This is a genomic window from Paenibacillus cremeus, assembly GCF_007786445.1.
Classification (GTDB): domain Bacteria; phylum Bacillota; class Bacilli; order Paenibacillales; family NBRC-103111; genus Paenibacillus_G; species Paenibacillus_G cremeus.
Genome location: NZ_VNJI01000073.1, coordinates 13,926 through 27,225 on the forward strand (window position 1 = coordinate 13,926; position 13,300 = coordinate 27,225).

Below are 13,300 nucleotides of genomic sequence, written 5' to 3' on the forward strand. Positions count from 1 at the left end.
ATGATCGAATGAATAGGTATTTTATGGGGAATAGTAGGAGGGTAAAGCGAAACGGAGGAACAACAACACAAGGTGGTTGTTCATCCGTGCTATTTAGCAAACAGAATGAATTTGAAAAGCTCGAACTGATCTCGAAAGATGAATCGCGAGATGGAATGAGGCTCGCTTACTTCAAGCATGGGCAACTCAATATAAGAGTGACTGCGAACAGACCAAGCCCAGAAGCGCTGAAGCGGGCAGGACAGGTGCTGAACTCGATAGCATCGGATCAAATAAGCAGAGACGCTCGGCCTTAGAGGCTATGAGCGTCTTTTGCTTGTTAATGAAATTGCAGAGTATAATTGGTTGTCAAACAATTTCGTACGAGAGGAAGATCGACATGTCGACCCGTGAATTTGTTACGAATAAGGATCGCAAGGCAAACCGCTTGATAAACGAAAAGAGTCCGTATTTACTGCAACACGCATATAATCCGGTCGATTGGTTCGCGTGGGGCGAAGAGGCATTTTCAAAAGCGGCGAGGGAGAGCAAACCAGTTTTTTTAAGTATCGGCTATTCATAGTAAGAGGATGTTCCCCGATCGACTTGTCATTGGTGTCACGTTATGGAAAAAGAATCCTTCGAGGATGAAGAGGTAGCGGAGCTGCTGAACCGGGACTATGTCTCGATCAAGGTAGATCGGGAGGAGCGGCCGGATGTGGATCACCTGTACATGTCCGTATGCCAAGCGATGACGGGGCGGGGCGGCTGGCCGCTGACGATTCTGATGACGCCGGAGAAGAAGCCTTTTTTTGCCGGAATGTACTTCCCGAAGGGGAGGAAGCATGGGCGTCAGGGATTGATGGACATGCTGCCGCAAATGGCGAGCCGTTGGAAGGAAGATGCAGAGCGGGTGGCGCAGATTGGCGAGCAGATCGTTCAGGAGACGCAAAACAGGCTGATCGCCAATCTAGAGGGCGAAGTCTCGGACGCTTTGCTGGAAAAGGCGTATAAGATCTACGAGGAGTCGTATGATCCCAGCTTCGGCGGGTTCGGCAAGGCTCCGAAGTTTCCGACATCGCACAATTTATCCTTCCTCCTGCGGTACTGGAAGCGCACGGGCAGCGAGAAGGCACTGGCCATGGTAGAGAAAACGCTCGACGCGATGCATCGGGGTGGGATGTATGATCATGTCGGCTTTGGCTTCGCCCGGTACTCGACGGATGAGCGGTGGCTGGTGCCGCATTTTGAGAAAATGCTGTACGACAACGCGCTGCTCACGATGACGTATATCGAAGCGTTCCAAGCCACCGGCAAAACGCGGTATGCGGAGGTAGCGGAGCAGATCATCACTTATGTGCTGCGGGACATGACCGATGCGGAGGGCGGCTTTTACTCGGCGGAGGATGCGGATTCAGAAGGGGAGGAAGGCAAGTTTTACGTTTGGACCCCGGAGGAAGTGCTGCAGGTGCTAGGCGAAGAGGAAGGCGAGTTGTACTGTCAGGTGTACGACATCACGGTGGACGGCAATTTCGAAGGGCACTGCATCCCGAACCTGATCGAAGCCTCTGTGGAAACGGTAGCCCGTTTGCAGCAGCATGACTTGGCTGAGCTAAAGGACCGCTTGGAGGCGGCGCGCCAGAGGCTGTTTACTCACCGCAAGAAGCGGATCCACCCGCATAAAGACGACAAAATCTTGACCTCGTGGAACGGTCTGATGATCATGGCGCTCGCCAAAGCTGCAAAAGCACTGCAAAAGCCCGAATATGCCGCAGCCGCGCGAAAAGCGGTCGATTTTATCCTTACGAAGCTGCGGCGGAACGACGGGAGGCTGCTCGCCCGGTACCGCGATGGAGAAGCGGCGTATCTTGCTTATGCCGATGATTATGCGTTTCTGGTTTGGGGCTTGATCGAGCTGTACGAGGCGTCGTTTGACCATACGCTGCTAGCGGAGGCAGTTCAACTCAACAATGAGCTCCTGCGGCTGTTCTGGGACGATGAGAAAGGCGGCCTGTTCTTCTACGGACACGACGGCGAGCAGCTGTTCACTCGTCCGAAGGAAATTTACGACGGCGCGATGCCGTCAGGCAATTCGGCGGCGGCGCTCAACCTGCACAAGCTGGCCCGGTACACCTACAACGCCGCGCTAGCGCAAAAGGCCGATGAACAGCTAAAGGCGTTCGCGGGCTCCGTGGAGCGGTACCCGTCGGGCCATGCGCTGTTCTTGATCGCGCTGGACTTCGCGCTCGGCGCGCCTGCGGAGATCGTCATCGCGGGGGACCCCGCGAAGGCCGATACGCAGGCTATGATTCGCGAAGTGCAGCAAGCGTTTCTGCCGCAGGCGCTCACGATCCTGCACCCGGCGGGAACAAGCGAGGCGACCGAGGTCGCCCGCTTGTTCCCGCTCGTGCAGGATAAGCGGCCGCTGGGCGGCAGAGCGACGGCCTACGTCTGCGAGGACTTCGCCTGCCAGTCGCCGGTGAGCGACTTGGAGGAGCTCCGCGAGCTGCTGCAGCCGGAACCGGAACCGGAACAATAAGGCAAGGGCTAAGAGAACCGACCCGTTCTCTTGGCCCTTTTCTTCGTTCCGAGGACAAACATCCAAGAGCCATGTCCCGCAGCTGCATACAGTAGCAGGGACAAAACGTCCCTGAGCAGACCTGGGGTGGAGGGGAGCAACGGGACACAAGGAGGGGTTCCGTCTTGTCCAGAACCGTGCCAAGCAAATGGGTGAAGACAGGAGCGTTACTGAAGCATGCGGGGGTAGCGAGAACGATCCCGGAAACGCGAAGGTTCAGCGCCGCGGCGCTCAAAGCGATGCTGGCCAAATATGGCAGCGTGGTCGCCAAGCCCTGCGTCGGAGCAGGAGGCATCGGGGTGATGATGATCTCCCGCTACAGCAAGGGCTATGCGGTGCATTACTATGGCCGCGTGCTGCGTGCGGGCAGCTTCCCGGCACTGCTCGGAGTAGTGAACCGGCTGAACCGGCGCAGACGCGCCTATTTGCTTCAGCATGGCATCCGGCTCGCGTCCATCGGCGGCAGACCGGTCGATTACCGGGTCAAGCTGGTGAACGAGAACGGCCGGTGGCTGTTAAAAGCAGTCGTTGCGCGGGTGGCTCGGCCAGGCTATTTTGTCACCAACATATGCCGAGGCGGAGATTTGATCAGCTCGAATGATGCCATTCGGAGATCGCTTCATGTTGCACCAAGGCGTACCAAGCGTCGGCTGATCAATCTAAGCTATACGTGCAAGAATATCCTAACTCAAGCCTTTCCCGGAATCGGCCAGCTCGGTTTTGATTACGGGATTGATGCACGGGGGAAAATATGGCTGTTCGAAGTGAACACGAGACCCCAGTGATGCTGCAACGGATACAGCGTGGAATGACTGTTGTCAACAAATAGCAACAAAAAAAGAACCTTGGGCAGGAGACTTTCCACGAAGCCTCCGCCATCCAAGGTTCTTTCTGTTTGAACGGCTCTAACGCATTATTTTTGCTGAATCATAGCCGACCAGAGCGAATTCGCGTCATAGCCGAGCCGCCAAGCCGCTACTCCGCCCAGCTCATATTTCTTAGCGATGTCCAGGCGCGCTTTAACGGTGTCTTCATTTTCCAGCCAGAACACGCGCTTGAATCCATCCAACGTATACTCCACCTTGTACTGGTTGAATTGGCTGTCCCAGGTCATGGTCGCATGATTGGCAGCCATAATGGATGGCAGATCCTTCATCATCAAGGCGCGGCTGTCGATCAGCTTGCCGGTATCATCCAGACGCCACTCCCTTACATAGAACGGAATGCCCATGATGATCTTATCTCGTGGAATCCCATAGGACAAAAATTCCTTAATGCCGTCCTCCACCCACTGCAGCCCGGCAACCGATCCCGTCTCCGTGCTTCCGGACCAATACTGGTCGTAGGTCATCGTGATAATATAATCGACCATAGGTGCGAGCTTCTCATGATCGAAGGCGGTTTGCGCATTCCATTTGACACTGCCGCGCGGCAGGTCGATGGAGATGATGAGGCCCTTGCTGTGCGCTGTGGTCGTCAGCTCCTGCATGAATGCCGTCATGTTTGTCCGGTCTTTGCCCGCGACACTCTCAAAGTCGATGTTCAACCCGTCGACGCCCAGCACCACCGCTTTGTTCACCAACGCATTGATGAACTTGGTTCGTGCCTGCGGTGAGGTGAGAAACGCCGTCGTCAGCGTGGAATCAAACTGGTTGCTGACCAGCGGATAGACGGTGTAGCCTTGCTTCTTGAGCCAGGCAACCGTATCCTTATTGGACGTATCGCTCAAATTTCCGCTGCTGTCCGCCACTTGAAAATACGTCGGAGAAATGACATCCAGCCCCGAAGTGTTGTTCGCCTGATTGCGAATGGTCGTATCGCTGGAGCTGCCGTTCCAGCCCCAGAATTGCAGCTTGCGCATGTTGTCCCAGATCATGGTACTGTCATCGAACTCACGAATCGAGGCGTTTGCATACCCCGTTGCATAGTTCAAAGCGTTACTGATCGATGAAAAATCGGAAATCCAATTCTCATTTTGAAACACTTGATAGTAAGGATAATTATTCCAGATGTTCTTGGCTTGTCCGCTGATTAACGGCGCGTTGTCGTTCATAATTTTCGTATGATCGAACTGCTTCGCGTAGGCGATAGCACTGTCCAGACTCAAGAAAGAGTCCAAATAGTGATCGTACTGATACACTTTGTACGGCTTCACGTTCGAGTACACGACTTGCCCCGTAGCGATGTTGCGGATCTGAGAGTTGCTCCATTTCAGCGATTCAAAAACAGCGTCCTCCAGCGAGGAAAACTTCCATTCGTCCAGCGCGGCGTCACCTTGGAACACTTGATAGACCGGGGCGCCGCTGCGCAGCTCTGCTTTTTTCGCCTCGCTGATATTGTCCCAAACCCAGCGGTGATCGTTCAGATTCACGATGTGCGAGTTAGACCATTTTTTCGCTTCCGTGATCGCTTGGTCCAGTGTTGGGAATTCCCAGGAGGTGAGGGTGATGTCGCCCTGATACACACGGAACCCTGGGTAGTTGTTCCAGACCCAGCCCCCGGACTGCAGATCGCGGACGCTGGCATGTCCCCACTTGGACGCTTCACTGATCGCTTGATCGAGAGTAGCGAACTCCCACTGCGAGGAGCTATAGCCCTGCTGATACACCTTGTACCGCGGATAATTGTTCCACAGCCATTGGCGGGTGCCGATTTCCTCGACGTGGCTAGAGGCAAACTGCTTGGCATATGCTTCGGCGGATTTGTAATCGGACGTTTCGAGTAGGATTCGATTATCTTGATATACCCGGTATTTCGACGTTTTATCAGCCGCCAAGGCAGAGCTCGCGGAGGAGAAGAGCAGGGTCAAGACAGATAAAGTGATGATAATTTTGCGGGTACGGTTCAACTTGCATCAGCCTCATTTCTCGTTGCAACTGGTTAAAAAGAGGGCCGGCATTCATCAGGAGATGGACGGCTTCTACTCTATTTAACGCAGCAAGAGGCTGATAGTTTCGAGGTAAATAATAGAATCATAGATTGAATAGCGGCATAAAAAAATAGCCCCTTTAAGCCCGAAGGCTTTAAGGAGACTATAGGTTCAAAGGAGCTGCTTGTTAAGCGATATCGGCAACAATTTCGTTCTCCAGGCTGAGGCGAATCTGGTCACGAAATACGCGGAGTTCATACAGCTTGAGCATGTAGCGCTCGATCGCTTCCAGCATGTTCGCGGCAATCAAAATTTGGCTGCGCCCTTCGGTAAACACTTCGGCGGAAAAGCCGAGATCATCGTCGTACATCAGCTCGACTTCAACTTGGTGCGGCTGCAGCTGTTTGCGTTCGGCCATATGCATGCAGATCGCATTAATAATTTCTTGCTCTGATAATCTCATGGCAGGAACGCCCCTTTTATTCAAGGATGGATGTCAAAAATTAGTATCTGCGCGGCTCGTCATTCATCCTGCGCCGGTCACGGAAGTAGACGTAAATTTTGCGGATAACGGCGATCAAGACGAAGATGGCAAGCACATTCACGATCATCCCGAGCAGGTTCCCGAAGAAGCCCATCCCACCGAACAAACCGCCAAAGAGCATACCGGCCAGACCGCCGAGCATTAGGCCTCTCATCAAGCCGCCTCCGCTGAAAAGTCCGGGCTTTTTCACGGGCGTAGTTGTGGTGGTGCTGCCAGGCGCTTTGGAAGCTGCAGGCTCCGATTTATTGATACCGCTGTTCGAATTCGGCGTATTCGTTGTCGTACCTGGATTGTAGCTTCGTTTTGGCGACTTGTAGCTGGCTGCATCCGCGTGCTGCGGTGCCGAGAGCGAGAAGGCAATCGTACAAGCCATTAGAATAAGAGATAGTTTCTTCCACATACAAAGTGACCTCCATGTTGTTTATAAAATTTCCATTCACACTACTTCCTACGTATAATGTAGGCAATGGTTTCAGAATTTAAACGAAATTGATAAAATAGATTTGAAGAGCGATAAAGTCGATTTTGATAAAGATAGAGGAGAACTCGAAATGCCTGCTTATCCCGATGCATATATGGACTATCTCATCTACTTTCATGCGGAGCGAGATTACTTTGAGTGTCATGAAGTGCTGGAAGAATATTGGAAGGAGCATCCGCAGCACCCTTGCCGTGAATCCATCGTCGGCTTAATTCAAGTGGCGGTTTCTTTGTATCATCAAAGACGCGGTAATAGGAGAGGCGGGGTCAAAATGATGACCAGCGCGCTCACCAACCTGCGGCCGGAGCAGCTGGCACAGCTGGGCATCGATGCCGTTAGGATGTCGGAGCTGCTGGCTGCCAGACTGGAGGCTCTACAGTCGGAAGATTTTTGCTTCGTCGATATGAATCTTCCACTGCAGGATGAAGCTTTAATTCAAACGTGCCTGGATCGCTGCGCGAGCACCAGTCCGCAGATGATGTGGCAGCAGCCGAGCGATCTCGAGGATACGTTTCTTTTAAACAAGCATACGCTGCGCGATCGGAGCCAGGTCAGAGCGGAGCGGGAGAGGCAAAAACAGGCAAAGCAGCAGCGGAGGATGAGGGATGAGGCATGAGTATGAATAATCCGGGTTTGAGCGGCAAGCCGGCCAAAATATTAGTCGTCGACGATGAGCCGAATATTGCGGAAGTGATTCGGCTGTACCTGGAGCATGCCGGATTTGAATCGATCATCGTAAACCGGGGCAATGGCGTGATTGAGATGCTGCAATCGTCCCAGCCGGATTTGGTCTTGCTCGACGTGATGCTGCCCGACATTTCGGGCTTTGAGCTATGTAGTGTAATCCGGGAACTGCCTGGGACGCAGGGCTCGACACCGGTTATTTTTCTAACGGCCAAAGGAGAGTCGATCGATAAGCTGCGCGGCTTTAACCTTGGAGTCGATGATTACATCGTAAAGCCATTCGATCCCAACGAGCTGGTGGCCCGAATTAAGGCCGTCCTAAGGCGGACAACGGCGCAAAACTACATTCCCGCTCCGCCAGCCGTCCAAGAGACGAAGCCGAAGACGCTCCGAGTCCACAATCTAAGCATCGATCTGGAGCAGTATAAGGTATCGGTGGACGGCAGTCGTATTGATCTGACCCCGAAGGAGATTGAGCTGCTGTATTTTCTCGCGGCCAGCCCCGGCCGGGTGTATACGCGCGAGGATCTGCTGGGGTATGTATGGCATTTTGACTTTAGCGGCGGCACCCGGACGGTCGATGCCCACGTGAAAAACCTGCGCAAGAAGCTGGGCAGCCACGAAGCATGGACGATCCAGACGTTATGGGGCATCGGCTATTCCTTCGAGGTACACAAGCATGGTTAAAAAGTGGCTGAGCAGCCTATACATCCAGATTTTTTTATCCTTCCTCGCCACGTGCATTTTATTTTTCGTCGGGCTTGCCGTCTTCTGGAATTATTATTTCACCGATTTCTTCTATAAAGATAAGAAGGAGCTGCTCAGCTCACGCTCCAGTGAAGTCATCAAGCTGCTGCCCTCTTACCAGGAGGGCACAATATCAACGCGGGAGCTGCGCTTCGGCATCCGAATTATCGCACGCAGTATGAACGGCATGGTATGGCTGGTCGACTCCAAAGGCGTCATCCTGAATGGCTCCTCCGATCGGGAAGGGGCGACCATTCCGAAGGCGGTGGATCCGCTGTTTATTGATGGCTTGAAGGGCAACAGCGGCTTTGTCGCGGGGCAGTACAAGCTGGACGAAAGTGCCAAGGAAGGGCTGCTGACTTACTACACGGCAGCGACGATGAACGGCGCTCCGATTGTTGTCATGATGCATGTGCCGGCCTTCGAAATTAGCCAAGCGATTACCGCAGTCCGATGGAATATCGTTGTGCCGCTCTTATTCTCCTTGATTGCTGTAGGGTTTATTCTGTTTAGCGTATCCCGCAAGCTGGCCGGACCGCTCCAGCGCATGAATAAAGCCGCGCTGGAGGTTGCGGCAGGAGATTTCTCGACGCGTGTCCCCGTAACTGGAGGCGTAGAGGTGGGCGAGCTGGCGAGAAGCTTTAACTTCATGGTCGATCAGCTGGAGCAATGGGAAAACACGCGACAGGAGTTTCTCGCGAATGTGTCGCATGAGCTTCGATCGCCGCTGACCAGTCTGCGAGGTTTAATCTTGGCAATGAATGACCGCGTCATTCCGGAGGACAAGTACTCGCATTATTTAAAAATTTGCGACCATGAGGTGCAGCGGCTGCAGCGGCTAGTCAGCGATTTGCTGGATTTGGCCAGCATCCAGAACGGGGTAGATGTGTTTCGGATTCGTCCGCTTGTGCTGCAGGAGAAAATCGCGGAGTCGATGGATATTATCCGCACCCCGGCGACGGAAAAGCACATTCACCTCCAGGTTATTCTCCCCGACGCTGCTCGGCTTCCGATCGTTTGCGAGCTTGATCCGGACCGATTCTCTCAAATTCTTCTGAATCTGCTGTACAATGCAATCCGCTTTACCCCCGCATACGGAACCATCACGGTCATGCTCACGGAAGACGAAGAGCAGGCGAAGCTGACGATTAGCGATACCGGGATCGGCATGAATGAGGAGGATCTGCATCGAATCTGGGACCGGTTCTATAAAGCGGAGCATTCGCGAACGCATGTGTCCGACGGGACAGGCCTTGGGCTGACCATTGTGAAGCATTTGGTCGAGCGAATGAAAGGGGTCATCACCGTGGAAAGCGAGCAGGGGAAAGGGACGGAATTTGTGGTTAGCTTCCCGAAATTGGATTATTAACCGTTTTCACATTTTTTTTACAAACCCCTCACAGTTTGATCAAAGATGTGCGATAAGCTGTCCATAACAAGACATGCTATCGGAATCTAGCTCGGACTGAGGGGTGCCGCGTGACTAATCGACTGAAGCAGATATTGATCTGCTGCTCGCTGCTGCTTGTCAGCGGCTGCGGCGTATCGGAGCAATGGACATCTACGGAGCAGCAGCCGTCGGTTGCCAAGGCGGCTCCCGCAGAGCATGACGTCCTGAGCTTAAACGAGCGTCAGATGGTACTGCTGTTTAAAGCTCTCATTCAGATCGACCGGAAGGAAGGCCTGGCCTTCACGCGAAGTCAAGCGGAAGCGCTGCTGCCGATCATTCGGAAGAACAGCACGAACGGAGAGCTGACGCAGACGGATCAAAGCAACATTCTAGCGATGCTGAATAGCGGCCAGAAGCGGTTTTATGACGAGATGCAAGAACGGCTTAGGACTCGCATGGAGAACGCTGGCGTCGATCCCAGCTCGAAATCGTTCTCATCTGAAGATCGGGATCGGATGATCAAGGAGTTTGAACGTGAGCGGAAGGAGCTGGGCAAGCAAGCGTCGCCGCCGCGATCGCCGACCGGGGACGGAGACCTGACAGACAAGAGTACGATGCAGGGCGGAGGGAAAAATGTCGAGCAGCAGCTCATCGAATTGCTCGAAGCCCGAGTGCACTCCTGAATCAAGAATACATAAGAAAAAAAGCACACCCTCTCGGACATGCTCCACTGTACCTGCATTGCAGCTTAAGGTGGAGGAGACGAGAAAAGGTGTGCTTTTTCAATTCGTTTAGCGCTCAAGATCTGCATAGCCATCCATAACAAGGTCTAATTGGCCGGTTTCCGGATTGATGATCAAGCCGTGCACCGGTAAATTGTTCGGCAGCAGCGGATGGTTGCGGATGACGTCTACGCTGTTCTCTACCGCCTCGCGGACGTAGTCGAAGCCGGTGAGGAACTTGTCCAGATCGATGCCGGCATGCTGCAGTGTATTGATCATCTCTTGCGAAACGCCACGGCCGCGGGCTTTGTCGAGCACGGATTTCGGATTGAGGCCGGTCATCCCGCACTCGTAATGCCCGATGACGAACACTTCCTCGGCTGCGAGTTCATACACCGCGACGATGATACTGCGCATAATACTTCCGAACGGATGGGAGACGAGCGCGCCGGCATTTTTAATAATCTTGGCATCGCCATTGCGCAAGTTCAGGGCCCGTGGCAGCAGCTCGGTCAGCCGGGCATCCATGCACGTAATAATGACCATTTTCTTATCTGGAAATTTGGTCGTAATGAATGGCTCATATTCCTTGGATTCAACAAACTGCTGGTTATGTTCGATCATCGTGGACAATAAGGACATGGTGCTTCCCTCCAATGTGAAGTATAAAAACTCCTATCTAACACTCTATCTACTTTTTATGATATAAGCTTCACCGCGGAATGTCTACTTCAGGCTATAGCGGCGATCAACCAGCTTCATGCGGTTGTTGTAAATTTGGTTGCTGCTTTTCAGCACAAAGCTCAGATCGGCCTGTTTATAGTCAATCTTCAGCTTCTCCTCGAAATACACCTCATGCTTCTTATCCATCCAAACCTCGAACGGAGGACCGTCGAGCTGAAAATCGTTCGGTCCGGGCTCATCCACCAGCCACAGCGTTGGCACACCACTGACGGCACAGCCGCAGCCTTCGGAGTCAAAAACCAGCTTGACCAACCGGCCTTCACCGTGGGCAAGAGCTTGATTCAATCTGCCAGCAGCCTCTTCTGAAAAGGTAATATGCATCTCTCTAACACTCCTCATAGCAACCGTTATCGCGGCTTCAGCCGGTACAGTTGTCAATCTATTTCAACTATCATACCTCATTTTGCGCAAATTTGCTTCTCTTTTCAAGACGAAGTATGATCAGGGTATACCTTGTGAAAGGGGATAAGCCTGTGACCACAGTAACGCTGGAAACGAAGCTGGACGAATTCAAGCTGTACTTGAAGAAAATGAAAAGCTATGAGGAAGCGATCGGACTCATCTATTGGGATATGCGTACAGGTGCGCCGAAGAAAGGGATTGGCACCCGTTCGGAAGTGGTAGGCGAGCTGTCGGGGGAGCTGTTCAAGATGCAGGTGTCCGAGCAGATGGGCACATTTTTGGACTATTTCACCGCAGCGGACGTGAATGAGAAGCTCGACCGGACGATGCGCAAGATCGTCAGCGAATGCAAGAAGGAGTACGACCGCAGCAAAAAGATTCCGCCGGCGCGCTATCAAGAGTACGTTGTGCTCACCTCACAGTCTGAAGCCGCTTGGGAGGAAGCGAAGCACAATTCCGATTTTGCCAGCTTTCAGCCTTATTTAGAAAAGATCGTAGCCATGAACCTGGAGTTCATCGAGCTGTGGGGCTACGAAGGCCATAAATATAACACACTGCTCGACATGTATGAGCCGGGGATGACCGTCGAGAAGCTGGATCAAGTGTTCGGCGCCCTGCGGGAGAAGGTTGTGCCGCTGCTGGCTGCGATCCAGGACTCTCCTCATAAGCCGGAGACGAGCTTTTTGAAGCAAACGTTTGAGAAAGAACAGCAGAAGAAATTCAGCTTATACATATTGAAGCAAATGGGCTATGATTTTGATGCGGGACGGCTCGACGAGACGGTGCATCCGTTCGCAACCGGGCTGAATCCCGGGGATGTGCGAATTACGACTCGTTATTTGACGGACGACGTGAACAGCGCGCTGTTCGGAACGATCCATGAAGGCGGCCATGCGCTGTATGAACAGAACATTTCCACCGATCTGATCGGCACGCCGCTCTGTACTGGAACGTCGATGGGCATCCACGAGTCGCAGTCCCGCTTCTGGGAAAATATGATCGGCCGCAGCCGTCCGTTCTGGAGCCGGTATTACGGCGATCTGCAGCGTAATTACCCGGGGCAGTTCGATGGGGTGGAAGCAGAGGCGTTCTACCGGGCGACGAACGAAGTCAAGCCTTCGCTGATCCGGATTGAAGCCGATGAGTTGACCTATAATCTGCATATTATGATTCGATACGAGATTGAAAAAGCACTGTTCAGCGGAGCTGTGAAGGTAGCGGAGCTGCCTCAGGTTTGGAACGAAAAGTATCAGGAATACCTCGGCGTCTCTCCGTCCAACAATGGTGAAGGGGTGCTGCAGGATGTGCACTGGTCGGGCGGGGCGTTCGGCTACTTCCCATCCTATGCGCTCGGCAACATGTACGCGGCACAGTTCAAGCGGACAATCGAGCAGGAGCTCGGCGACTTGGACGAGCTGGTGGCGGCAGGCAACCTGATTCCGATCAAAAGCTGGCTTGCCGACAAAATTTATCAATATGGCAAGCTGCTCACTCCGGCGGAAATTGTCCAGCAGGTGACCGGCGAAGAACTGAATCCGGAGTACCTCGTCGACTATTTGCGTGAGAAGTACACTGATATTTATAAGCTGTAATTACAGCAATAGCGGACTCTCGAGATGCCAAGCGCTCGGGAGTTCGCTATTTTTATGTCCGTTCACCAATAATTGGGCGCATGCATAGACTATCCCATGTTTTAAGCAAAGATGAGACGGAGGATTGGACCCATGGGAAAATGGAAGACACGCTTCACCGCGGTGCTGGCCGTCAGCTTAATGATGACCGCCGTGCTCGCGGGCTGCGGACCGAAGAAGACCGATCAAGTCACCAAGGTGCGGATCGGCGAAGTAACACGGTCGATCTTTTATGCGCCGGAGTATGTTGCGATTAACAAAGGGTTTTTCAAGGAAGAGGGATTGGATATTGACCTGACCACTACACCAGGCGGAGACAAAACGATGGCTACCCTGCTCTCCGGAGGGATTGACGTCGCCCTGGTCGGCTCGGAAACTTCAATCTATGTATCGCAGCAGGGCAGCGATGATCCGGTCATCAACTTTTCGCAGCTGACGCAAACCGACGGGACATTTCTGGTGGCGCGCAAGCCGCTGGAAGGGAAGTTCGACTGGAATAAGCTGAAGGGTGTGACCTTCCTCGGCCAAC

12 protein-coding genes and 1 pseudogene are annotated in these 13,300 nt (G+C 53.2%); 8 read left to right on the forward strand and 5 right to left on the reverse strand.

What is annotated here, in order from left to right; all coding sequences use genetic code 11:
- The first annotated feature begins 379 nt into the window (after positions 1–379).
- Together FPZ49_RS32755 and FPZ49_RS32760 are read left to right on the forward strand one after the other, a co-directional pair.
- Positions 380–2,518: pseudogene (locus FPZ49_RS32755) on the forward strand (thioredoxin domain-containing protein).
- Positions 2,519–2,682: 164 nt separating this feature from the next.
- On the forward strand, positions 2,683–3,342 hold the full coding sequence (locus tag FPZ49_RS32760; protein ID WP_144854573.1) for a YheC/YheD family protein: 660 nt from the start codon (positions 2,683–2,685) through the stop codon (positions 3,340–3,342).
- 128 nt (positions 3,343–3,470) lie between these two features.
- On the opposite strand, the gene FPZ49_RS32765 is transcribed toward FPZ49_RS32760, so the two are convergent.
- The 3 genes from FPZ49_RS32765 to FPZ49_RS32775 all read right to left on the reverse strand — a co-directional run bounded on the left by FPZ49_RS32765 (position 3,471) and on the right by FPZ49_RS32775 (position 6,370).
- Positions 3,471–5,405 carry a glycosyl hydrolase family 18 protein gene (locus FPZ49_RS32765; RefSeq protein ID WP_144854575.1) on the reverse strand — a complete coding sequence of 645 codons (1,935 nt, stop codon included), beginning with the start codon at positions 5,403–5,405 and terminating at the stop codon, positions 3,471–3,473.
- A 208-nt stretch (positions 5,406–5,613) separates the two neighbouring features.
- Positions 5,614–5,889 (reverse strand): YxcD family protein, encoded by a 276-nt coding sequence (locus FPZ49_RS32770; protein WP_144854577.1) that lies wholly within the window; start codon positions 5,887–5,889, stop codon positions 5,614–5,616.
- A gap of 40 nt (positions 5,890–5,929) precedes the next feature.
- Positions 5,930–6,370 (reverse strand): hypothetical protein, encoded by a 441-nt coding sequence (locus FPZ49_RS32775; protein WP_144854579.1) that lies wholly within the window; start codon positions 6,368–6,370, stop codon positions 5,930–5,932.
- A 151-nt stretch (positions 6,371–6,521) separates the two neighbouring features.
- Between FPZ49_RS32775 and FPZ49_RS32780 the strand changes: the two genes are divergently transcribed.
- The 4 genes from FPZ49_RS32780 to FPZ49_RS32795 all read left to right on the forward strand — a co-directional run bounded on the left by FPZ49_RS32780 (position 6,522) and on the right by FPZ49_RS32795 (position 9,955).
- On the forward strand, positions 6,522–7,067 hold the full coding sequence (locus tag FPZ49_RS32780; RefSeq protein WP_144854581.1) for a DUF309 domain-containing protein: 546 nt from the start codon (positions 6,522–6,524) through the stop codon (positions 7,065–7,067).
- A 2-nt stretch (positions 7,068–7,069) separates the two neighbouring features.
- Entirely contained in the window at positions 7,070–7,822 is a 753-nt protein-coding gene (locus FPZ49_RS32785; protein WP_144854596.1) for a response regulator transcription factor, read from the forward strand.
- Positions 7,815–9,251, forward strand: coding sequence for a sensor histidine kinase (locus tag FPZ49_RS32790; protein WP_144854583.1), 1,437 nt, complete (start codon positions 7,815–7,817; stop codon positions 9,249–9,251). The genes FPZ49_RS32785 and FPZ49_RS32790 overlap by 8 nt, the downstream gene beginning before the upstream one ends.
- Positions 9,252–9,361: 110 nt before the next feature.
- Positions 9,362–9,955, forward strand: a complete 594-nt coding sequence (locus tag FPZ49_RS32795; protein ID WP_144854586.1) for a hypothetical protein — start codon at positions 9,362–9,364, stop codon at positions 9,953–9,955.
- 108 nt (positions 9,956–10,063) lie between these two features.
- Here the strand turns inward: FPZ49_RS32795 and FPZ49_RS32800 are convergent, their stop codons facing one another.
- Together FPZ49_RS32800 and FPZ49_RS32805 are read right to left on the reverse strand one after the other, a co-directional pair.
- The gene (locus tag FPZ49_RS32800) at positions 10,064–10,636 is read right to left on the reverse strand and encodes a beta-class carbonic anhydrase (protein ID WP_144854588.1); all 573 of its coding nucleotides are present in this window, start codon (positions 10,634–10,636) and stop codon (positions 10,064–10,066) included.
- Between the two features lie 84 nt (positions 10,637–10,720).
- Positions 10,721–11,059, reverse strand: coding sequence for an iron-sulfur cluster biosynthesis family protein (locus FPZ49_RS32805; protein ID WP_144854590.1), 339 nt, complete (start codon positions 11,057–11,059; stop codon positions 10,721–10,723).
- A 152-nt stretch (positions 11,060–11,211) separates the two neighbouring features.
- On the opposite strand from FPZ49_RS32805, the gene FPZ49_RS32810 reads away from it, so the two are divergent.
- Together FPZ49_RS32810 and FPZ49_RS32815 are read left to right on the forward strand one after the other, a co-directional pair.
- Positions 11,212–12,732, forward strand: coding sequence for a carboxypeptidase M32 (locus FPZ49_RS32810; RefSeq protein ID WP_261381736.1), 1,521 nt, complete (start codon positions 11,212–11,214; stop codon positions 12,730–12,732).
- A gap of 132 nt (positions 12,733–12,864) precedes the next feature.
- The coding region (locus FPZ49_RS32815; RefSeq protein WP_144854594.1) for an ABC transporter substrate-binding protein at positions 12,865–13,300 on the forward strand (436 nt) is incomplete at its 3' end.